Source organism: Mucilaginibacter sp. SG564 (genome assembly GCF_013149275.1).
GTDB lineage: Bacteria > Bacteroidota > Bacteroidia > Sphingobacteriales > Sphingobacteriaceae > Mucilaginibacter.
This window is the reverse complement of the sequence record NZ_JABGNA010000013.1, coordinates 140759-163747: the sequence shown is the minus strand read 5'-3', so window position 1 is coordinate 163747 and position 22989 is coordinate 140759. Positions and strand designations below refer to the sequence as shown.

The window sequence follows — 22989 nt, the reverse complement described above, 5'->3', positions numbered from 1 at the left end:
ATTGTTAAATTATTAACAACTGTGAATTGATTGTGTGTGTACTACAACATTAAAGTCTGTCTGTTAAACATTTATAAAGGTTGTGAGAGGTAATGATGTAGTGTTATAGCTCGATCAGAAACTCCGTAAGGTTTTTATCATGCTCCAGATTGAGCTTTTTACGCAGCCGGTAACGCCTTATCTCGACACCGCGCAGAGAGATATTCAGGAGTGATGCCATTTCTTTACTGCTCATGTTCATGCGCAGGTAAGCGCATAATTTAAGGTCATTCGGCACCAGGTCCGGGTGGCCGGACTTGAGTTTTTTGAAAAAGTTTTCATGCGCCTCGTTAAAACTTTTCTCAAATATGTTCCAGTCGCGCTCATCATTCATGCCCTCGTCAATTACTTTTTGGATGCGTCGTAACTGATCGTCGGCCAGTTTTTTGCCAGAATTATCTTTAAGGTGTGCTATTTCTTCGCTGATCTTTTGCAGCAGCTCATTTTTATAAACCAGGTTCATGGCCGAGTTGGCCAGCTCGCGGCTTTTACCGGCAAGGTCGGCCTGCAGCTGTTCATTTTTAATATTGATGATATGCTGTTCGTTGGCAATAGCCTCCTGTTTTAAAAATTCTTCTTTCTCTTTTTGCAGTTTCTCCTGTATATGCAGCTGGTGGCGTTTTAATTTGAGGCGGTAATAATATCTTATGAGGTAATAGGCCAAAATGAGCAGCAGCACATAAAAAACGATAGCCAGTTTGCTGGCATACCAGGGAGCAAGCACCGTAAAGGTTAGCGTAGTAATGGCCGATATATTTTGATCATTGATTTTGGCCCTCACTTTAAAATGATAAGTACCCTGGTTAAGATTGGTAAATTCTTTCTGGCTTTGCGACGTCCAGTCAGACCATTGCCGGGAGTATCCCTCCAGGTAATATTGAAACTTCACCTTGGCCTGTTTGTAATAAGGTAATGAATAGGCGATACGGATATTGTTTTGCGCGTAAGGGATCTCGATAGTGTTATTGGGGCTGTTCATATCGCTGATCACGTAAACCTTATCGGTTACATTTTCAATGCGGCGTATCAGCACCGGTGGAATTTTTACCGAGCTGGGCAACAGCGCGTCGCCATCGTTCAGGATCACAAAACCATCGTCGATACTGATGAGGTAAGTTAAATTATTGATGCGGTTAATGGTTTCATAATGCTGTACCATTTGCCCGTTGAGAACCGTGAATCTGTTGGTATCGATACTGGTTTTGCCGGGTACCGAAAAGTCGGCCAGCGCTACGCGCCCGTGATTGATAAACCAATACCGTTTACCCAGCGCTTTGATGATCTTACCCGATGATGCGAATGTGCCCAATTTTTTATTGAGCTGGGTGTATTTAAAAAAGCGGTCGGTGATATCGTCATAAATATAAAAACCAGAGTCGGACGAGAATACCACGTGGTTGTCCAGGTCAAACACATTAACGTTATAGCTGCCGGGCAGGCCGTATTTGCGGTCATAATATACGCTGGAGGTTACCTTTTTTAGATCGCTGCTCAGCGTGAGTTTATAAATGCCCTTATAGGCGTGGCTCACCCATATTTGCCCTTTGCTGTCCTGTTCAATAAAGCGCGAGGGCTCACCAAAATTTTCTACCTTATGACTAAATACCCAGTTACCGGCCGCGTCTTTTTTATACACCGCCAGGCCGTTGTAAATGCCTTGTATCAGCAGGTTGTTGTTAAGCTTTTTGATGGTCCAGCCCCCGGTCATTGTCGAGATTTTGGTAATGGTATTACCATTTACCTGGTAGGTGCCATTATTATGGCCGCAAAGCAGCCGCCCATCCTGTAAGGAAAGGTCCCAAACCTGCCCCTGTGAGCCCGGTATCAGCTTAAAATCAAATGATTGAAAAAGCTGGTTGTTATCGGCTATCCAGTCGCTGTAAAAAAGGCCCTGGTTGGTGCCCAGATATATTTTGTTGTTAAAAATAATACTGGCATAAACCGTTCCGAACCTGCCGGTTTTATCAAAGTAAAAATATAGCGGCGAGTTTACTTCAATACGGTCTATACCGTTATCAAGCCCCGCCCACAGGTTTTGTTCGCTATCGGTATATAAACTTAAAACGGTATTATTTTGCAGGCCGCTGGCTTTATTGATGTGCTGTACTACATGCCCGGCGGTATCAACAATTACAATACCGTTGAGGATGGTGCCATAAGCAAAATATTTACCCGGGATAATGGCCCCGTTATTGAGCTGATAGGTTTTTAAAAAGTCGTTTGCCTGGTTGGCCCAGGGGGTTATATGGATGCCGTCATAAATAAACAAACCATTTTGCGCGGTACCTATAATATATTTATTGTTCTGGAACGGGAGGATCGACAACACCCCGCTGGTGCCCAAAATATTGCTGCCCTGCACATACTCAAGCCGGTTGCCCTTCAACTCAAACAAACCCGCCGATACCTGCTCTACAAAAAAGCGTTTACCTGCCTGCAACAGGAACAGGTAGGGTTTGGATGCTTTAACAACAGTAATACTGCCTTTGGCATAAATAAATATGGCGCCGAACGATTGAAACAGCACCCTGTCGCCATCGATGTATATTTTCCAGATCTCCTCGTTAATGGGCCGGTATTTTGAGGGCACGAGACTGATCAGTGAGGTATATTTTAAGAAGCCCTTGTTATCATCCTGCCAATAGCCAAATTCGCCAAAGGCGCCGGTATATATTTTGCCTTTGCCATCGGCCAGAACGGAGCGTACAACCAGATCATTAGGCATGTGGTGCTGCTGCCAGTATTTGCCATCGAAACTTAGGAGGCCCTCGGCATTGCCAAAGTACATAATACCCTGCTCGTCGCGCGTGACTGACCAGTTTTGATTGCCCGACTGGTATATGTTTTTGGTATAATTTTGCACATAAGGTACACCTATGCTCTTGATATCAACCGCGCCGGAATAAAAAATTGTAGTAAAAAACAGGTATAAACCAATCCAAACAGCTTTACGCATAGTGCTTTATAACAGATACCCAAATGTGATCAGTTGTACGAAAATACAGTTTGAGCGCCGGATAAAAAACAATAGCCGCTATATAATTGTAATTACAACAAGCATAAAATGGCTATTGCAGATGCTAAGCTATTTGCTTAGCTTGCATTTAAACAAAGATAAACTATCAAACATGAAGAAACTATTTACCATGCTGATGCTCGCTGTAATGAGCTTTGGCGCCGTTAGCAGCTATGCGTTACCACAAACCAAAAAAGACGGTACTGCCGATAAAAGATACAAAGCCAACAAAGTAAAATTAAAGAAAGACGGAACGCCCGATAAGCGCTATAAAGCCGCCAAACCGGCAGCGGCCCCGGCTAAGAAAAAAGCTTAATAAACAAAGAACCCCGGTGAGCATCACCGGGGTTCTTTGTTTAGGGGTGTACTCTGTCCATCTTACACGTCATTGCGAGCGCAGCGTGGCAATCCCCGACTTACAGAGACGCTCTGCCTATCGGGGATTGCCACGTCGTTCCTCCTCGCAATGACGTGTAGATAAAAAGCGAGGCAAAAACCGGGGGAGTCTATTCGCCAGCCAACTGTATCTTTCCTTTTTTCTGCACGTTTACAGGCTGCGGTACTTTTACATAATAGCCTGTACCATCATACTCCCTTTTGCGGGGATGGCTTTGGCAGGCATCGCTGCAGCAGCCTTCTAATTTGGTGCCGCATTCATCGCATTGGGTAAAATGCTCATTGCATTCGGGGTTGGCGCAGTTGATCATTTTGGGCGTAACCTTGCCACAATTGCGGCAGGTAGATATCACTACCGGGTTCACGCTGTTTACATCAACAGAAAGGCGGTTGTCAAAAACATAACATTTGCCTTCAAAATCTTCGCCACCGGCTTCCTTACCGTATTTGATGATACCGCCGTGCAGCTGGTAAACATCTTTAAAACCCTCGTGCAGTAACAGGGCCGATGCTTTTTCGCATTTGATGCCGCCGGTGCAATAGGTTAATATTTTTTTATCCTTGTATTGGGCGAGCTGATTGATCATCTCCGGGAAATCTCTGAAATTTTCGATATCCAGCGTTACCGCGTTTTTGAATTTTCCTAAGGAATGCTCATAGTTCGAGCGTACGTCAAGCACTACCACATCGTCGCGGTCCTTCATCGCCAAAAAATCTTTGGGTTCCAGGTGTTTGCCGGTTTGCTGCTGCGGGTTGATCACATTCGGATCGCGCAGGCCCGAGTGTACGATCTCGGATTTATACCGCACGTGCATTTTTACAAAGGAGGGGGTGTTCACCACATCCACCTTAAAATCGATACCGGCAAAACGCGGGTCGGCATGTACGGTATCCATATAGGTTTTGCAAGCTTCTGTAGTGCCCGAAACGGTGCCGTTAAGTCCCTCGGCTGCTACAATAATGCGACCAGTTAATCCTAAACTTTTACAAAATTTTAAATGATCGGCAGCAAATTGCTCCGCATCAGCTATTGTTGAATAACAATAGTACAGTAGTGTATTATATTGTGCCATAATCCATTGATACCGCTGCAAACGGTGTTAAATGAGGCGCAAAGATAATAATTTGTTGATTAAGTTAAGCGGTTGATTGAGTTGATTAATTAATAAGGTGCTTTTTATATAACCACTCACTTAATCAACCCAATCAACCATTCACCAAACCCCTACCTTATACCATAAAATATCCTGAAGCCCTGTATATATTTCTGGTTACCGGCGTAGGATATACCATAGTCAACCCTGAAAATGAGGCGTTGTACACCTATGTAAAACTCCCGGTAATTGGTGTTGCCTTTGGTGGTGAGGTAATTGGCGCCTATCAGTTCTTCCAGTTTCAGTTTCCGCAGCAGGGGTATCCGGTTAAATATCGAACCGGCAAAATTATGCTGATAGTGTGCCTCCAGAAATGCTCCGTTGGTGCTATAGGTATAGAATGGTAAGAAATGGAAACTGCCCACATAGGTTGGGTCGAAGGTTAAACCCTGGTTACCCAAAAAGTGGTTGTAATCCATATAGTACAGCTTGTTGTTGTTAAAAAAGCCACCCGCAGATACTTTAAATGATGAGAAACCGGTTAGCCCTACGCGGATGTTATTTTGCGAAATATCTGCCGAGGCGAAATCATAATCCACATCCGAGCCGAACGCGTTTTTGATACCCTTACGATAGTTAACGGTTAGCGTTGGGTATTTTGACGGCAGATTGAATTTGCCGGTTGGCCGGGTTTCATACTGCTGATCAAAAGTAATAATAGCCGATGCCGTGAAAACAAGCGCCTGGTTATCCGGAAATAATTCCGAATGATCCTGGGGCGGTGTTCCCGGCGGGGCTAATGGATTATTGGAGGTGAATTCCCGGTCCTTCACGTCTTTCAATTTCCCGAAAGCGGTATTATATAACTGGCTGCGGCTGGCATAGCTCAGATTGCCGTTCAGCAAAACGCCATTCAGTACTTCGCGCTGGTAACCGAACATGCCGTAGTGCGAACGGTAATATTTTACATAGTTGTTTTCGCTGAGCAGGGTACTCAGGGTATTAAAATATAACGACCGTGTACCTACGTTGTTCAGGTCGAGCACATCGCTGCCAAAACCAGCAAAGAACTTGGCATTATGAAAAGGATCGTTCCGGTACTCACCATACATATTGGCGCTGAGTGTTTTGTTGGAGAAGCCATACCGCAGATCGGGCGTTATGCTGTACGCCCTCAAGCTGTCTAAAACGTGTGTATATTTTACCTTGGCATTGATGCCAAAACCCTCTACCGTGTTGTAATAAAATGTTTGGATGAAAGGGTATATGTATAACGAGTCTTTTTCGCTGCGGTTGCTGGCATGATAGCCAAATATCAGGTATCCCGGATAATTGATATGATTTTTGTGGTGCTGCAGGGTGTCCAGATATTGGTTGGTTTTTTTAAAAGCGGCTATGTTATCCTTTTTTTGAATATCAAGTGCCTCTTCTTGAGTTAACGGAACGGGGCGTGCCGATGCCCAGTAGTCTTCTGTTTTTGAATTAGCCGTGGTATCAACCTTTAATATTTCGCCGGTAAAAAATTTATCGGGGAAGGTAGGATTGATTTTATAGTTGTTGTAAATGGTATTATAATAGCCGCCAAACCGAAATCCCAACACCTTGCCTTTAAAGTTAAACTGTACCGATGCGGGCATCCAAACGCTGTCGGTAACGGCAACGTATTGTTGCTTTATCTGCAAGGTATCAATCAGGTTGATATTGCTCCTCTGGTTGGTTACGTATAAATCGGCAGCGTATATGCGCCAGTCGCCCTCCACAATGTACAGATTACCTTCAAAATACTGGCCATGTCCGCGGCGGGGTATCACCTGTATCTTATCAATGGTGCGGCCATTCTCTACCGAAGTGCCCAGCAGTTTATACCGGTAAAAAATACTCGCGAACGAGGCTACCGGCGATACAAAGCCACGGGTGCTCAATCCATTAATAGCAAATACATTCTGATAAAAATTCACCTGCAGATCCGACGCTTTATTATAGCTGAATGCCGTATTTATCCCCGACATTTTTTTTGCGATGGAGATCTCCCGTACTTTATTAGGCTTCTGGAAACTGAGATCGGATAACGACTCCGACTGGTAAAGGATCCCTCTGCCATTGGTATCAAGATCAAGCGTTTGCCGCACCGCCGGTGATAACAAGGATTTTGGCGCGCTCAGCAACCGTTGTACACCCTTAATATAAACAGCGCAAGAGTATGATGTGGCTTCCTCAATATAATACTTGCGTTTTTTGATCACCTGTTTCATGATGGTATCGCCGGCATCGTGGTTTTTTTGATAAACGGAGGCTACACGATTGGTGGCAAATACTTCGTCCTGCATCTGCACGTCCAGGCGTTCGTCATGATCGGTTATGGTTACGCTGACAATTTTTTCATTATAACCCACCACCCGGTAAATTACACGATAGGTACCCGGGCTCAGTTTAAACTGGTAGGCCCCATCCTCATTGGAGGTGGTACCGTAAGTGGAATTCTTGATATATACCGACGAAAACGGGATCAGGTTGTTTTGCTGATCGGTTATCCGGCCCGATAATAAATATTGTTGTGCCGAGGCATTTATAGCACATAACACGATAAAAATCAATAGTATGCAGTTTTTCATATTCTATAACTAATGAATACGTTTTAACCGCAAAATGTTTTAAATGTGCTTAATAAATGTTCGAAATTCAATATTCATTAGTCGATATTATTTCTTGCACCAATAGTGGCAATCGCTCATCGGTAACCCAACACAGCTTTTTCACGTATTAATCAAACCCTAAGTAATAAAGGATCAATAGATCTTTCCTCCCCCTTTGCCGATCTGAACGAGCAAGTAAAACCACTTATAACCAATTATCAACTACATTATGAAAAGAAGAATCAACAACCGTTATTTTAAAATTTATCAACACAAAGCAAACCTATTGCTACACCGCGGCAAACAGCTGGCCGTAGTTTTAAGCATAGCAGTCCTCGGTGTTTTTGCCAGCTGCAAAAAAGCACAGGTAGCTGGTACGGATAATGATAAAGTAAACTCTGCAACCACCCATATTGGCCTGACCGCGGCACCCTTTCCTACTAAAAGCGAGGCCCTGGTAGCCATGCAGGTTTACAATAATCATTTTTATAACCAGTATGGCACGTATGGGCCCTCCTACAAGGCCTATTATTGGAAAGATGACAGCCATGCCGGGCGCATGGATTTCTGGACGCAACAGGAAGCCATTGAAACGCTGATAGATGCCTACAACATTAACCCAAGTACAGATTTTTTGAACAAGATCCAATATCTGTACAATGGTGTTCGTGATGGCTACGGTACCCTATGGTCAAATAATATTTATAACGATGACGTAGTTTGGGGATCGTTAATGTGCATAAGGGCTTATCACCTCACTAATGATGGCGGTCAGCTTGACATGGCCAAAAACAACTTTAACATGATGTGGAACCGTGCCTGGGACACTTCGGCATTAGGTGGCGGATTGTGGTGGAACACCAATAACAACACCAAAAATACCTGCGTGAACGCGCCGGCAGTCATTTGCGCTATGCTGTTATATCAGGCCACCGGCGACAGCTCCTATAAAACAAAGGCCAAGCAAATTATGGATTGGATGATAGCACACCTGTACGATGCTAATACCGGCGAGGTTAAGGGCGCTATTATTCCCAACGGAACCATTACCGAGGGCGCGCTTTCCTATACGCAGGGAACTTTTATTGGCGCTTGTGATCTGCTGCGGTCAGAATATCCATCGGTTGATTACCTGGGGATAGGCAAAAAGGCAATGGATTATGCTATGGCCAGTTTATGCAATTCGGCTGGCGGTATATTGAAAGACGAAGACGGTAACGCCGATACACAGGGCATGAAAAGCATTTTTGCCCGCTGGGCCTGTCAGTTTGTGCAGCATACCGGCACAGCCGGTACCTACGGCGCCTGGCTCGATCTGAATGCCGGGCAGGCCTGGTCTATCCGTAACTCCTCCGGCCTCATGTGGAATATCTGGGGCACCCGTACTTCAGATACCCAGGTGATCAACGCGTTCCAGGCTACCTGTGGTGTATCTATGATGAACAACGCCTATCTGTACCATTAAAAACTAAACTTGCTCGTTTGGTGAAAAGTCCGGGGCTAATAGCCCTGGACTTTTTTAGTTCATTTTTTAGTTCCCTCCCAACGGGAGGGGTGCGGCTGGATGGTGCTCTGGCAGGGAGGGGTTATCTGCACGATGCAAGTTTACAAGGCGTAGAAACCCCTTCCTCCCCTTCCCGAGGGAAGGAATCGCACCAGCTCCGGACTTTTTTTATAGGGTGTCATGCTGAGCTCCGTCGAAGCATGGTGGGCAGGCCTCTGCGCGCGTCCTTCGACAGGCTCAGGATGACAGCTCCAGCTTTTTAAACATCGAATGTTGAATAATGAGACAAAAGATAGCCTTGCGCATAGCCTACTCACCCGGTCTACACTTCGCTGGACCACCCTCTCTTCGCCTTTGGCGGAAAGAGGGTAAAGAAAAAGAATTAAAGAAAATAAAATCCCCCCTATGCGCAAAGCGGAGAGAGGGGTGACGAGCGCAGCGATGTCGGGGTGAGTCAAATCGGCGCCAAATCGCGGTTATTTTAATCTTTCGTAGCCAATAGCTTGTTGAGTTTGGAGCGGGTATCGGCAAACTCTTTAAGTGTTAGCGCTTTTCTATAATAGGCAATGGCTTTGGCTTTGTCCTTCGCGGCGTCATAATAATCGCCCATGCTGTCATAAACGTTATAGCTGTTGGGGTAGTTTTTGAGGTTTAGTTGTAAGAAAGCGAAGGCCATTTTAGGGCTTCGAGTTATCAGGCTAATGCCAAAATTGTTGATCACGTCTTCCGGTAGTGCAACTTTGTACCCCATTTGTTTAGAGATATTATCGTAATGCGATTGGATTTCGGCCAGCACTTCTTGCGGATTTGAATCTTTGCCGAATATCTTCATTATCGTTTCCTGGGGAAGGCCGTAGTTTTTAAAGAAAAAGCGTAAAGCATCATATTCCGTGATCAGGGGTACTGAACCATGCGTGTCGTTATGGTAATATTTATACGCAAACTTTAATTTGTTGGCAGCAGTATCGCTTTGAATCATATCCCTGAGCTTTAATATCGCCCGGATATGAGAGGTTGCAGCCGAAGTGTCTTTTCTGGCTTGAGTGGTATCCGTCATACCCTTAGGCATGGTGTTGGCAATACCTATGAACAAGGATTTGCCCGAATAATTTTTTTGTTTCAGTACTTCGCGGGCCTGGTTTAGCAGAATGCCCCGGTCCCACCACATACTGGGATCGATAGCGATATAACCGTTGAACATATTGGGATGATTGATCAATGTGTTGATCACCATCGATCCGCCGAGCGAATGGCCGATGAGTATCTTGTAGGAGGTGGTAGGATAAATAGAATCGATGTGCGGCATTAGTTCCTTCTCGATAAACGAGGTGAAGTTTTCGCCGCCGCCCGAAGTTTTTAAAGCAGCAATCCTGTTGGTGGTCAGGTCGCGCATCCTGTCAGTGTTGGGTATGGCCACAACAATCATTTCGGGGCACACGGAGCCACTGAGCTGTTGTATCATACCCGTAACCGAAGGAAAATGAGAGTCGCCATCCAGGAGGTAAACTACCGGGTATTTTTGCTGGGCGAACGTTGTATCACGTGCCGGAACGTACACCCAGAGTTTACGGGTTTCATTCAATATTTTCGAGTGAACGCTGTCAACAACGCCCATAACAATAAGGTTATTTTTGATAGTTTGCGCTTTCAGTGCTGTTACCGAGAACAGGCTCAAAAGGCAGAAGACAATGGCTTTTTTTAAGGGAGTTAGATCTGCGTTCATCATATTTAGGGTTCTTCAGATTGAGGGGCCTATCAAATCTACCTATAAAAAGGGTAAAAGCTTTAAAGCCCAAACTAAATAATGGAGTAAAAGCCAGATGTTCGGCAATCAAAATACCTTATTCGATATTATTAAGCACACCCCCTCGCCAAATGCCTGTTAATGTTTAATTTTGCCCTCTCTAAAACAGTATAGATATGTACAATACACTAAAACCGGTTTTACAGCAGGAGCTTGCCGACATTGAAAATGCAGGGTTATATAAAAAAGAACGCATCATTACATCGGCACAGGGTGCCGATATTACCGTTCTGGGTGGTCAGGAAGTGATCAATTTTTGTGCAAACAATTACCTGGGCCTATCAGGCAATCCCCAAGTGATACAGGCTGCAAAAAATGTGATGGACAATCATGGTTATGGTTTATCATCCGTACGTTTTATTTGCGGTACACAGGATATCCACAAACAGCTGGAAGCTAAAATATCCGAGTTTTTAGGTACCGAAGATACCATACTATACGCTGCGGCATTTGATGCCAACGGCGGTGTTTTTGAACCCCTGTTCAATGAGCAGGACGCTATTATATCCGATGAACTGAACCATGCCTCTATCATCGACGGTGTGCGTTTGTGCAAGGCCCAGCGCCATCGTTACAAACATGATGACATGGCCGATCTGGAAGAAAAACTAAAAGCCACCAAAGATCTGCGTCACCGCATCATCGTAACCGACGGCGCTTTCAGCATGGACGGAACCATCGCTCAACTGGATAAAATTTGCGCCCTGGCCGAGCAATACAATGCTTTGGTGATGATTGACGAAAGTCACTGCTCGGGCTTTATGGGCAAAACCGGCAGAGGTACGCACGAGCACCATAATGTAATGGGGCAGATTGATATTATCACCGGCACTTTGGGTAAAGCCCTGGGCGGTGCATCAGGAGGTTTTACATCGGGCCGAAAAGAAATTATTGACATGCTGCGTCAGCGTTCGCGCCCGTACCTGTTCTCCAACACCCTGGCGCCTGCTATTACCGGCGCTTCTATAGCGGTGCTGGATATGCTGAGCGAAACCACCGCCCTGCGCGATAAACTGGAAACTAATACCCAATACTTCCGCAAAAAAATGACCGATGCCGGTTTTGATATTAAACCAGGTGTGCACCCCATTGTACCGGTGATGCTGTACGATGCCAAGCTGGCCCAGGAATTTGCCGCCAAAATGCTGGATGAAGGTATCTACGTGATCGGTTTTTATTACCCGGTAGTACCACAAGGCAAGGCCCGCATCAGGGTACAGATCTCGGCCGCCCATGATACCCATCACCTGGATAAGGCCATAGCGGCATTTACCAAGGTAGGTAAAGAGCTGGGGGTGATTTAAGCCCATTCAATTTAATGTAGAACATGGAATGTCCAATATCGAATATTGAAGTTAAAGCTTCGGTGTTGGACATTCAAAATGCACTATTCGATATTACTCGCCGCCAATGTTGGTGACAACACCAACAACGGCGGTGGCAAAAAAATAGATTGTCATGCTGAGGAACGAAGCATCTATTATGCGATATGCCCAGTGAAGAAGATCCTTCGTTCCTCTGGATGACAACGTAATATTGAACCTTTCAACCCCCCTCTATGCGCGAAGCGGAGAGAGGGGTGACGAGCGCAGCGAGGTCGGGGGTGAGTCTAATCAGCGCTTTGCGATTCGCAATTTTTTAAAACTTTTTAAAGTTTTAAAAACTACTCAAAATCGTATTGGAATTTGTTAAAAGCATTAAAGTCGATGGTTTTGAGCCGATTTCTGGGCGTTTTTGGTTTATTTTCGGGTAGAAATTTGTTAAAATTTAAGGTTTAAAAAGTTTTTCTAAAGCACGTATCAAAACTTCGGATCATTATTTTGTTCAACAAATTTTCAATTAATAATTTTTTAAGAATTAATTAAGGGTTGGTCACAAATTTGGGTTTATAACCATTTATAATAAACCCATGTTTAATTCTTCCAGATTTCAATTCATATTGTCAGTGTGGCTGCTGCTTAGCGGTCACCTGGTATACAGTCAGAGCAAACACAGCCAAACTTCGGCATTTACCAGTTATAAGGGCCTGGTGATGGCGGGCTACCAGGGTTGGTTCAACGCCCCGGATGATGGTGGCGGCCGCGGCTGGAATCATTACACTTCTCATGGAAAATTTGAACCCGGCTACACCAATATTGATGTATGGCCCGATGTAAGCGAGTACAAAAAAACCTACAAAACCCCCTTTAAACATGCTGATAGTAGCTATGCCTATCTATACAGCTCGCACGATGCATCCTCTACCGAAACCCACTTCAAATGGATGCAGCAATATGGTATCGACGGGGTGTTTGTACAGCGTTTTATTGGCGATGTGCAAAGGGGCCGTGGCAAGGCCCATAATGATGTGGTACTGGGTAATGTGCTTAAGTATGCGCAAAAATATAACCGGGCTGTATCGGTAATGTATGATCTTTCGGGCATGCAGGCCGGCGGCGATTCGCTGGTGATCAAAGACTGGAAGCATCTGGTGGACAGTTTGAAACTAACCAACAGGGGCAATAAACAAACCTACTTGTACCACAACGGCAAACCACTGGTAGCCGTATGGGGAATCGGTTTTAATGATCATCGCCGCTACGGCTTAACCGAGGCCGAAAAGATCATTGATTTCCTGAAAAACGACCCGGTTTATGGCGGATGCTCCGTGCTGCTGGGTGTGCCCACCTATTGGCGCGATTTTGGAAATGATACCGAAAAAGACCCGCATCTGCATGATGTATTGCGCAAAGCCGATATTATCCATCCCTGGTTTGTTGGCCGGTACAACGAGCAATCGTACCCCGCATTTAAACACCGTATTGCCGAAGATATAGCCTGGTGCAAAACCAAAAAGCTGGATTATGTACCCGTGGTTTTCCCCGGCTTTAGCTGGCATAATATGAACCCCAGAAGCCCCCAAAACCAAATTCCACGTAACCGCGGACAGTTTTACTGGAAACAAATCACCGGGGCTATCTCCAGCGGTGCCGAAATGCTCTACGTAGCCATGTTTGATGAGGTTGACGAAGGTACGGCCATACTCAAAGCATCCAAAAATCCGCCGGTAGGTTTAAGCAATTTTGTAAAATATGAGGATGATATCCCTAATGATTATTACCTGTATTTAACCGGGTATGCGGGTAAAATGCTCCGGAAGCAGATTCCGTTGCAGGATAGTATACCGCCGCCGGTATTGATGAAAAATAAGCTTAGAAAATGATATGGCGTTACTCCTCCATACTTCAGAAAAATAAGGTTCCCAATATTTTGGTAAATCGATTTTAGCAAATTCTATAACATTTTCATAGGCTAACCGGGGTTGTTAATGTTTTATTAATACGTTATTATTTGCGGCGCATAGTTTAGCTCCCTGTTGGTAATTCGATCGGATTACTGGTATACAAATTATTTAAACCTGATAACCGTACATTTTATGAAGAAAAAGTATGCCGGTGCGCTGGCTATTTTAATGATGGCTTTTTGCTCTTTTGAGTCGCCTGAACCTGTTAAATATCCTTATCAAAATGCCGCTCTGCCGGTTGAAAAACGGGTAGCCGATCTGTTAAGCCGGATGACGGTTGCCGAAAAAATAAAACAGCTGGATATGTACAGCGGTCACGAGGTAGCGAACATGAAAGGTCATGAGTCAGCATCGTATTCAGACAGTGCCCGCATCGCCATAGGTACCGAGGGTATTGGCTCGGTACATGATTTGTATCCCTTAACTTCTGATATCAGCAACCAGATACAGCGCTACGCGGTTGAACATACGCGTTTGGGTATCCCCGTACTGTTTATTGAGGAGGGCCTGCATGGTTACTCGGGCTTGGGGAGTACTACCTTTCCTGTTCCTTTGGCGCTGGCCGGAGCCTGGGATACTACTTTAGTACATCAAACAGGGCGCATCATCGCTACCGAAATGCGCGCGCATGGGGTTGCTATGGTGCTGGGGCCGGTGCTTTGCCTGCCGCGCGACCCACGCTGGGGCCGTGTAGAAGAAACTTATGGCGAAGATCCTTACCTGGCCGCCGCCAACGGTGTGGCTATGGTAAAGGGTCTGCAAGGTAATAAAGTAAGCGATGCTGATGCTGTACTGGCCGAGCCCAAACATTTTGCCGTACATGGCATACCTGAGGCTGGCAGCAATACCGCACCGGTAAATATGGGTGAACGCGAAGCCCGCTCCTCATTTTTATATGTGTTCGAAAAAGCTATTAAAGAGGGTGGTGCTTTGGGTATGATGGCTGCCTATAGCGAGTTGGATGGTATCCCCTGTGTAGATAACAGGTGGCTGTTGAAAGATGTATTGCGTAAGGAATGGGGCTTCAAGGGCTTCGTACTGTCAGATCTGGGGGCTATCAAAATGTCGATGGTTAATCACAAAGTAGCCGCCAATACTGCCGATGCCATGGCGCAAACGCTTACTGCCGGGCTGGATATGCAGTTTTATGATTTTTCTCATACGGAGCTGATGAGCGCCATTAAAAAAGCCCTGGCCACCAAACAACTGAGCATGGCCGAGCTTGACCGGGCCGTGGGCGATATACTGCGCGTTAAATTTATGCTGGGGCTGTTTGAGCATCCTTATGTTGATGAAAGCCTCATTAAAAAAGTGTTTCATACCGAAGCGAGCCACGCAGTGGCCCTCAAAGCGGCCCAGGAAGGTATCAGCCTGCTGAAAAACGATAATGCACTATTGCCGCTTAATGCTAATGTGCATTCGGTGGCTGTTATTGGTCCGCTGGCTACCAGTACTTACCTGGGTGGTTATGCTAACACCGACGGTAAAGGTGTAGCCATGTTAGATGCGTTGAAACAAAAAGCCGGCAGCGATATGAAAATTGAGTACGAGGCAGGCTATTCTACCCAGAATAAATCTCTCGACACGCAAAGCGAAGATCTGCAAAAGGCAATCGACCTGGTAAATCATTCGGATGTGGCAGTAGTGGTGCTGGGCGAAGATATCAATGAGGTGGGCGAAGGAAAAGACCGGTCGAACCTTGACCTTAACGCCCGGCAAACCCGCTTGATAGAGGCCCTTCAAAAAACGGGTAAACCTATTGCGGTGGTACTGTTTAATGGCAGGCCATTATGCATCAACTTTGTAGCTAAAAATATACCCGCCATTGTAGAGTCGTGGTTCCTGGGCGAAGCCGGAGGATTGGCCATTGCCGATGTACTGCTGGGCAAGGTCAATCCCTCGGGTAAATTACCGATGACTTTCCCGCGGTCGACCGGGCAGATACCTTATTATTATGACCATAAACCAACCTCAAGACACGTATATGTTGATCAGGATACATCGGCATTGTTCCCATTTGGATACGGCCTGAGTTATACCACTTTCGCCTATGCGGATTTAACAGTTAGCCCGGGAACTATACCGGTTAATGGCGTTGTGAATGTTGGTGTAACGGTGAAAAATACCGGGAAGGTGGAGGGTACGGAAGTGGTGCAATTGTACATCCGTGATGTGATATCCAGTGTAACCACGCCTGTAAAATCATTAAAGGGCTTTAGGCGCATCACGCTGAAACCCGGCGAAAGCGGCAAAGTGCAATTTAAATTAAGCACGGAGGAATTAAAAATCTGGAACCGCCAGATGAAACATGTAGTAGAGCCCGGCGAATTTAAGGTGATGATAGGTTCATCATCCGAAGATATCAGGCTGCGGGGGAGCTTTTGGGTAAAATAAGCGATTAGATGTGCAAATATCAGATGTAGAGATGATTTTTGAACGAAACAGGTAAAAGTCGCGGCTATTATAATTGGTGCTTTTTGTTTAAAAAATCTGGCAAAAAGTGGGTTTACACTTTTTGGTGATAAATAATTATAAGTGTTTGATTTTCAATTAAATAAGTCCATGTTAACCCCAAAAAATGTAAACCCATGTAAACCCACTTTTGCAACGTGTTTATCGGGAGACGCATGTGATGCGTCTCTTAAATATATCACATATATCCCCGGTAAACATAAAAGCCCTGCTGTTAGCAACAGCAGAGCTTTGTTATGAGATGATTGTAGAGTTATGGTTTAGGTACCGTTGGTCTTACGGTGGTCAGGGCGATCTGGCCTTTGAACATTTTAGCGCCATCGCCGGTTAGCCTCAGGTAATAGTCAGATGAGCAGGGTGTACCATCTTCGTCGAGCGATTTAAAGCCCGATCCTGCTGGTACAAAGGCCTGGCTTTCGGCGGTTTTGGCAATCTGGTTGCTTTCGTTATATTCATCAAACATCGAGATGTAAATACCCTGGGCACCGGCTCGTTTCATATTGTAAAACTGGCGCCACATGAAATCGCCATGAGCCCGTTGCTGCGCACTTAAATCGCCGGGCAAAACACAGGGTTGATAATCAATGCCGTTAGCCTTGCAATAAGCTTCGTCCGGAACATTAATGGTATTATAAAAATTGTCTGATTCGATCACGTTGCTGATACGCCCCACCATCCATGGCGACAGCATATTAAAGGCTTTATAGGTGGCCAGAAAGCCCGGGCGCGAGTCGCTTTCCTCCTTACGCCAGTGGGTAGGTATACCGCCTATCACGTAGCAGCCCTTGCTTTTAAACCAGTTGATCACCGCCAGGCAGGTTGCTGCCGAAAAATTATGGTTATCATCGTTGAAGCCAAAACCCCAGATACACACTACGGGCTTACCGTTTTGTTTGGCATAGGCCGGCGAGGAGGTATAGGCCGACATTTTATTGGTCCAGTCGGTTTCCATTTCTGTGGCCATGTTGGTCCAGCCGCTTACATCATACATAATGTAAAATTTTACACCATTTTTTTCGGCCGCGATCTTTACTTTGGCGGCCATGGCATCACGTACCGGGCCTTCCAAACCGCTGGGGTTAAAACGCTGCAGGGCCGCCCCGTCAATACCATAATCTTTCATCCACTTAAACTGTACATCAACCGTTTGATCGGTATAGGACGAAAACACACGGGCCTCGCTGCCATTATTCAAATTAGCGAAATCGGTTTTAAAAGTGGTAGTATAATCGCGCACATCAGGCCATGCGTATATAGCCTTGTTGGTTGGTGATGGCGGTTTGGCCCAATCGTTTGACCAGTGCCAGAACATATTGATGGGCGAGCCGTCGCCGGTAGCGGCAAACCAGCCCTGGTAACCCACTACAACCTTACCCACCACATCGCCTATTGGCGAAGGGGTAACGTCAACCGGGGTAGTTGGGGGTGGCACCACTACCGGGGGTGGAGGTGTTGTGTTATTATCCGTTGTTTTTTTAGAGCAGCCGCTCATCGAAAAACTGCTGATTATGGAAAACAAAGCTATCATGGATAGCCTGCTGATGGTATTATTTCTCATGATTCGGTACTTAATAGGGTTTAAATAAGGTGATTGGTTATTTACATCTTCAGATTGGGCATTTTGTCGATTTTTTTGATCATGATGTTACGGTAATAGGCTTCTGCCCCTTCTGATTGTATCTCGATCTTGCCCTTTTGGAAACTGGTTTCAGGTCCCTGGCTGGGCGATATGCGCGAATTTTCCAGTACCAGTACCACATGCCCGTTAACCACATGTACGCTTTTGGTACCGAAACAGTATAACTCCAGGGTGTTCCATTCGCCATGTGGCTTTTCGTAATCGGCGCTGTGCGAGCAGGTGCTTGACGGTGTTCTGTTGGAGGTTAAATGTTGTATGGGTGCTGCAGGGTCATAAATAAATCCCGATTTGGCCGAAGTATCCTTTTTCCGGGCATGAGCATCCATCCCTACACCCACCAGGGCAAAATAATCGCCTATGTCGCCTTCCTGCACCTGGAACTCATGGCCGCGCATCCAAACGTTCCAGAACTGGCCATGCGGTTCGGTAGCGTGATAGATGATGCCGTTATCTCTTTTATCCTTCAAACGGGGGGCATACTTTTTTTCGCCCCATTTAAATTCAACTTTAAGGTGATAGTTCTCATATTCTTTTTTGGTGCTCAGGCCGCCATAAATTTGACCGGAGATATGCAAAACAGGCTGACCGTCCACCTCATCGATGGTAAATACATGCAGCGGATCGTTGTTGAGGCCTACGGGTGTACCGTTCATGCCATCGCCTTTGGCATAGCCCGGTAAATCAACACTGGTATGCGGAACGCCTATAAATACGTCCCAGTTTTTAAGATCCTTGCTAAGCAGGGGTGTCCAGGAGCTGTTGAGCTCCTGTGCAGATAGTGCGGTATTGGCCAGTAAAAAGGCACCTATAAAGAATACGGTTGCTATTTTCATGGTTTAGAAGTTTGAATAACCTTTTTAATAGTACCATCGGCGTTGTAAAAAAGTTTGTCGACACAAACTGATCTTTCCCAATCCTGGTGCGAGATAGCGCTGGTATGATAAAAAGAATACCACTGCCCTTTGTATTGCACTATAGAACCGTGATTGGTAAAGCTATCGGTTGGGTCCATATAAACACCCTGCGATTTCCATGGACCCAGCGGGCTGTTACTGGTGGCGTAGCGCATCTGGTTGTGCTTACCGGCAACATCATGATTATCTGAGTACGACAGGTAATAAATGCCGTTGCGTTTGTGTACCCAACTGGCCTCGTGGAAATCTTCCAGGCCTTCCATGGGTTTCATTTCGCCGTCAATTTCCATCATGTTGCTTTTTAGTTTGCCGCCTTCGCATTTGGCACCACCGCCATAGTAAAAGTAGGCCTGGCCATCATCGTCAACAAAAACACATGGATCGATCATGGATTTTAGGCCCTTGATGTAGCCCTGTACCTTAAAGCCGCTTGCCGGACTTTTGCTGGTGGCTACGCCAATTTTCCAGCTATCGTTCCATTTGGAGTCACTGGGATGTGGGAAGTAGAAATAATAGGTTCCGTTTTTGTAGGCGCAGTCCGGGGCCCACATAAAGCCACCTTCGGGGCGCCCCCAGGATACCTGGCTGGCACGCAGTATTTCGCCATGATCTTTCCAGTGTACCATATCATCGGTCGAAAAAACGTGGTACTGATCCATCAGGTCGCAACCCCGTGATGGCGATATATCATGCGAGGCGTATACATACAAACGGCCATCCTTCCAGACATGGGCTGATGGATCGGCAGTGTACATTGATCTGATAAAGGGGTTACCCAAAGCGGTATCGGCTTTGTTTTGGGCTAAAACCGGCGTTATAGATAGCACACCTAAACCAATGGCCCACACCAATGATCGGAGTCTGCTTTTTCGCGTTGAGGTATTTATTGTATTTTTTATAATCATGGTTATACAGTTTCTTTTTTTAGAAGACAGGAAGATTGTTTCTTCCTGTCTTACTTAGTTTAAAAATTAAGGTATAGGTTGTTTTGAGTTTATTTTTTTGCCTGGAACCGCAGGTAATCTATACCAGTAACCAGTTCCGGGTGATCTTTGCTGATGGTGGAAAAGAAGATCCGGAAGTGATTGATACCACTATAGTCTGCGCTGCCATTTGATGGGATGCTTACAGAGAAATCAAGTACTACATCATTCCAGCCACTTTTCCAGTTTTTGGCTAATGGCGCTACATCCCAGGCCGACTCATGATCGTCAGACTTGCCCGAACTGGTAATTTCTATAGAGCCATCTTTGATAATGGTAGGATCTGATATATAAAACCAAAACCGGAACTGGCCGTTAGCCGCGGTTAGTTTGGTATCCAGAGGTGTTGGTGTATCCTTGATAAACTGCATAAAATCCGAACCGTTCGTTATCGTGTTTTTGATATAGCCGGTACCTTCTTTTTGCCCGGATGTGGCAATGTTTACGCTGCCCACGGTTTGCCAGCCATCAGTTTTATCGGTATTGTCAAACACCACCAATGACGGATCGGGCGGAGCGGTTGTATCAGGCGGTGGTGGTTTTAAGCCCGAGGTATCGCGCGAAATGTATTTTTCTTTTTTGCACGCGGCCATGCCTAATCCTATCATGGCGATAGTGCAGATCATCAGTATTTTAGTGAATTTCATTTTCTTTCTTGTTTAGGTTAGCTTTTAGGAACATCTATCTGCACTATTTCCGAAAAATTGGAGCTATTGAAGCTGTCGCTTAAACGTACCCCTACGCGTACATAAAATGTACGGCCTGGCAGCAGGTTGGGCACAGTTAAGGTTACCGACTTGTCTGCATCACTCATATCCGTGAAGTTTTTGTTGATGGTAACCGAGTTTACATCCGAAAAATCCCTGATAGAGGCGCCTGCACCTACCAGTTTTGTGGTGTTAACATAAGGCTGTGTGTCCTTAATAGTTGGTAAACCAGCAGCAATAGGCGCGGTGATATTATACTTGATGGTTAAGGTTGTACCGCTTAAACTTGTAGTCAGGTTTTTGATAATGATATATGGGGTAACCGTAAAATCATGCTTGGTACCTTGAGCAATATTTACTACAATGGTATCGGTTACCGGCCAGAAAGCGCCGTTGGTTGGTACCACTTTATATGCGCTTTTAAACAGCTTGGTATCTTCAAATGTGCCATCAAATTTACTGGGGATGGTTTGCGGCGTTGTCCAGCCTATCTGTTGTAACTTGATCTGTGTGCTACCACTGGATGTTTGTAAATTACCACCCGCAGATGAAAGGATATTGCCCTGGAATGAGGCATTAGGCCCATCATAGTTATCTGTTTTTGTACAAGCAGAGATGGTAAGAATAGCTGCGACCACTAAAAAATTGCTAATTAGCTTTTTCATATTTAAAATTTTTAATGCTTAATAGTTAGGGTTGTTAGGAAGCAGGTTAGGGTTTTTGCCGATTTCGCCACCCGGGATACCTTCGTAATAAAATTGTTTCTGGAAGGTATATTCCCGGTTAAACAGCTCTGGCTCGGCCAGAAAAATGTATTTATTTTCGTTGAATACGTAATAAGGCATCAGACCTTTAAAATGCGCGCGATCAAGCACCACATCGGCAGTGCGCCATCTTTTCAGGTCCCAATAGTATTGATTTTCGAAAGCAAGCTCCATACGGCGCTCGTTACGCACCTTGGTCAGATCTATTGATGAATAAAGTGTAGCGCCTGCCCTTGTCCGGAGTTGGTTGATAGAGGTTAGGGCGTCTGTAGTGTTGCCTAATTCTATCGCGGCTTCAGCGCGATTCAGCAATATTTCGCCATAACGCAGATCGATCCAGGGTTGTTCGCTTCTGTTCAGGTCAACCGCTGCTTGTGGTTTGTTGTAATCCACATACTTGCGTACATAAAAACCTGTGCGGGTTAACTCGTCGCCACCGGTCCATGGGCCGGTAAAGCCGATGATCTGCCTGCCCTGATACAAGGTTTTGGTATCGCCAGCAAGTACGTATGAGCGTGAGTTGGGCTGTTTGGCTACTTCGGCAGCAGCGGTGCCGCTAAAAGATGGGTAGATGCCGCGCTGCATATCAAAAGTAAGTCCTCTTAAAGTAGCGCCGGGGAAATAAACGGTAGCCAATAAGCGGGGTTCAAGACCCTGCATTAAGTCGGCACGGTTATCAAATCGTTTTGGAGTTCCGTCATCATTGGTTACCGACAAGTTTCCCCAAAGCTGTACCAGATCCAATGTTGGATAGGAGCGAGAAAGCGCGTTGGCCGTCATATACCGTGGCGACATGGTAGCATCCCAGCTATGCGCGGTATGATTAGCGATGGAGTACTGTTTGATGAAAATGTTTTCGGGGCTTCCACTTTTCAGGAACAGATCAACATAGTTCTGCACCTTGTCTGAGTTGGCATTGTAAAGCGAGTAATGGCCTTCCAATGTTTTGGCGGCATCATAAGCGGCCTGGAAGTATTTAGTTGCCTGATCGGCCGGAATACCTACCAATCCTGCGGCGCGTGCCGGGCCGTCAACAAAATTTACAGAACCATATTTGGCTATACAAGCAGCATATAACATTACCCTTGATTTTAAGGCGATTGCTGCATACTTGTTGGCCCTGCCGGCGTCACTGGCTTCGGGCATCATCTGGTAGCCTAAATCCAACTCAGATCCAATAAAATCCCAGGTTTCCTGTTCTTTATTACGATGTACCTGAAGGGTTGACAGTGGAGCAGCCGGATCCTGTGGCTCTTTAATCAGCGGCACCCCGCCATAACGCTTGGCCAGGCCAAAATAATAGTAGGCCCGTAAAAAGTGAGCTTCGCCCAAAAGCGCGTTTACAGTAGGCTGGGTTAGTGTAGCTACGTGTTTAGGCAGTTCAGATATCAGGATGTTCACATTCCGGATATCGCCATAAGGCCAGTACCCGAAACCACCGGCAATATCCACACCACCCCATGGGCCTACTTCTTCGCCTGTCACCCCGGCCGAATTATAAAAGTTCTCCCAATCGTTACTCCCGGTTTTAAAGCCCTGATCCGGCCTGTATTTGAAGTCCTCGATAGGTAAGTTCTGGTATATGGTTGCTAAAAACGACTTAACACCCGCCTCGCTGCTATATATAACATCAGGAGTAAATATGTTGGTTGGCGGGATGTTCAACTTCTGGCAGGAAGTTACGGTAGCTCCAACGGTGATAGAGATGGCTATGATTAATTTGTTTATACTTTTCATGTGT

General features: G+C 45.6%; 15 protein-coding genes. 5 read left to right on the top strand and 10 right to left on the bottom strand.

Annotation, left to right across the window (positions count from 1 at the left end; all coding sequences use genetic code 11):
• Window positions 1–103 precede the first annotated feature (103 nt).
• Complete coding sequence (locus FHW89_RS24635) at window positions 104–2995, bottom strand: triple tyrosine motif-containing protein (RefSeq protein WP_172337714.1); 2892 nt, start codon at window positions 2993–2995, stop codon at window positions 104–106.
• 172 nt (window positions 2996–3167) lie between these two features.
• Here FHW89_RS24635 and FHW89_RS24630 point away from each other — a divergent pair, with 172 nt between their 5' ends.
• The gene (locus FHW89_RS24630) at window positions 3168–3371 is read left to right on the top strand and encodes a hypothetical protein (protein WP_172337713.1); all 204 of its coding nucleotides are present in this window, start codon (window positions 3168–3170) and stop codon (window positions 3369–3371) included.
• A gap of 190 nt (window positions 3372–3561) precedes the next feature.
• Here FHW89_RS24630 and FHW89_RS24625 read toward each other — a convergent pair whose 3' ends face one another.
• The gene (locus FHW89_RS24625; RefSeq protein WP_172337712.1) at window positions 3562–4524 is read right to left on the bottom strand and encodes a rhodanese-related sulfurtransferase; all 963 of its coding nucleotides are present in this window, start codon (window positions 4522–4524) and stop codon (window positions 3562–3564) included.
• A gap of 152 nt (window positions 4525–4676) precedes the next feature.
• Window positions 4677–7157: a DUF5686 family protein gene (locus FHW89_RS24620; protein WP_172337711.1), complete on the bottom strand. Its 2481-nt coding sequence runs from the start codon at window positions 7155–7157 to the stop codon at window positions 4677–4679.
• A gap of 250 nt (window positions 7158–7407) precedes the next feature.
• Between FHW89_RS24620 and FHW89_RS24615 the strand changes: the two genes are divergently transcribed.
• The gene (locus tag FHW89_RS24615) at window positions 7408–8643 is read left to right on the top strand and encodes a glycoside hydrolase family 76 protein (protein WP_172337710.1); all 1236 of its coding nucleotides are present in this window, start codon (window positions 7408–7410) and stop codon (window positions 8641–8643) included.
• A gap of 520 nt (window positions 8644–9163) precedes the next feature.
• Here the strand turns inward: FHW89_RS24615 and FHW89_RS24610 are convergent.
• Window positions 9164–10408: an alpha/beta hydrolase gene (locus tag FHW89_RS24610; RefSeq protein ID WP_172337709.1), complete on the bottom strand. Its 1245-nt coding sequence runs from the start codon at window positions 10406–10408 to the stop codon at window positions 9164–9166.
• A gap of 194 nt (window positions 10409–10602) precedes the next feature.
• Between FHW89_RS24610 and kbl the strand changes: the two genes are divergently transcribed.
• The 3 genes from kbl to FHW89_RS24595 all read left to right on the top strand — a co-directional run bounded on the left by kbl (window position 10603) and on the right by FHW89_RS24595 (window position 16163).
• Window positions 10603–11790 carry a glycine C-acetyltransferase gene (gene kbl / locus FHW89_RS24605; protein WP_172337708.1) on the top strand — a complete coding sequence of 396 codons (1188 nt, stop codon included), beginning with the start codon at window positions 10603–10605 and terminating at the stop codon, window positions 11788–11790.
• 605 nt (window positions 11791–12395) lie between these two features.
• A complete protein-coding gene (locus FHW89_RS24600; RefSeq protein ID WP_172337707.1) occupies window positions 12396–13688 on the top strand; it encodes a glycoside hydrolase family 71/99-like protein in 1293 nt (430 codons plus the stop codon).
• A gap of 213 nt (window positions 13689–13901) precedes the next feature.
• Window positions 13902–16163: a glycoside hydrolase family 3 N-terminal domain-containing protein gene (locus tag FHW89_RS24595; RefSeq protein ID WP_172337706.1), complete on the top strand. Its 2262-nt coding sequence runs from the start codon at window positions 13902–13904 to the stop codon at window positions 16161–16163.
• Window positions 16164–16494: 331 nt separating this feature from the next.
• Here the strand turns inward: FHW89_RS24595 and FHW89_RS24590 are convergent, their stop codons facing one another.
• From FHW89_RS24590 to FHW89_RS24565, 6 genes are all read right to left on the bottom strand, one after another.
• Entirely contained in the window at window positions 16495–17799 is a 1305-nt protein-coding gene (locus FHW89_RS24590; protein WP_216650686.1) for a glycoside hydrolase family 71/99-like protein, read from the bottom strand.
• A 41-nt stretch (window positions 17800–17840) separates the two neighbouring features.
• Window positions 17841–18713, bottom strand: coding sequence for a DUF1080 domain-containing protein (locus FHW89_RS24585; RefSeq protein WP_172337705.1), 873 nt, complete (start codon window positions 18711–18713; stop codon window positions 17841–17843).
• A complete protein-coding gene (locus tag FHW89_RS24580) occupies window positions 18710–19699 on the bottom strand; it encodes a family 43 glycosylhydrolase (protein ID WP_172337704.1) in 990 nt (329 codons plus the stop codon). Before FHW89_RS24580 ends, FHW89_RS24585 begins: the two co-directional genes overlap by 4 nt.
• 89 nt (window positions 19700–19788) lie before the next feature.
• The gene (locus FHW89_RS24575; protein ID WP_172337703.1) at window positions 19789–20424 is read right to left on the bottom strand and encodes a hypothetical protein; all 636 of its coding nucleotides are present in this window, start codon (window positions 20422–20424) and stop codon (window positions 19789–19791) included.
• Between the two features lie 17 nt (window positions 20425–20441).
• Complete coding sequence (locus FHW89_RS24570) at window positions 20442–21149, bottom strand: DUF3823 domain-containing protein (protein ID WP_172337702.1); 708 nt, start codon at window positions 21147–21149, stop codon at window positions 20442–20444.
• 18 nt (window positions 21150–21167) lie between these two features.
• Window positions 21168–22985, bottom strand: coding sequence for a RagB/SusD family nutrient uptake outer membrane protein (locus FHW89_RS24565; RefSeq protein WP_172337701.1), 1818 nt, complete (start codon window positions 22983–22985; stop codon window positions 21168–21170).
• Between the last annotated feature and the right edge of the window lie 4 nt (window positions 22986–22989).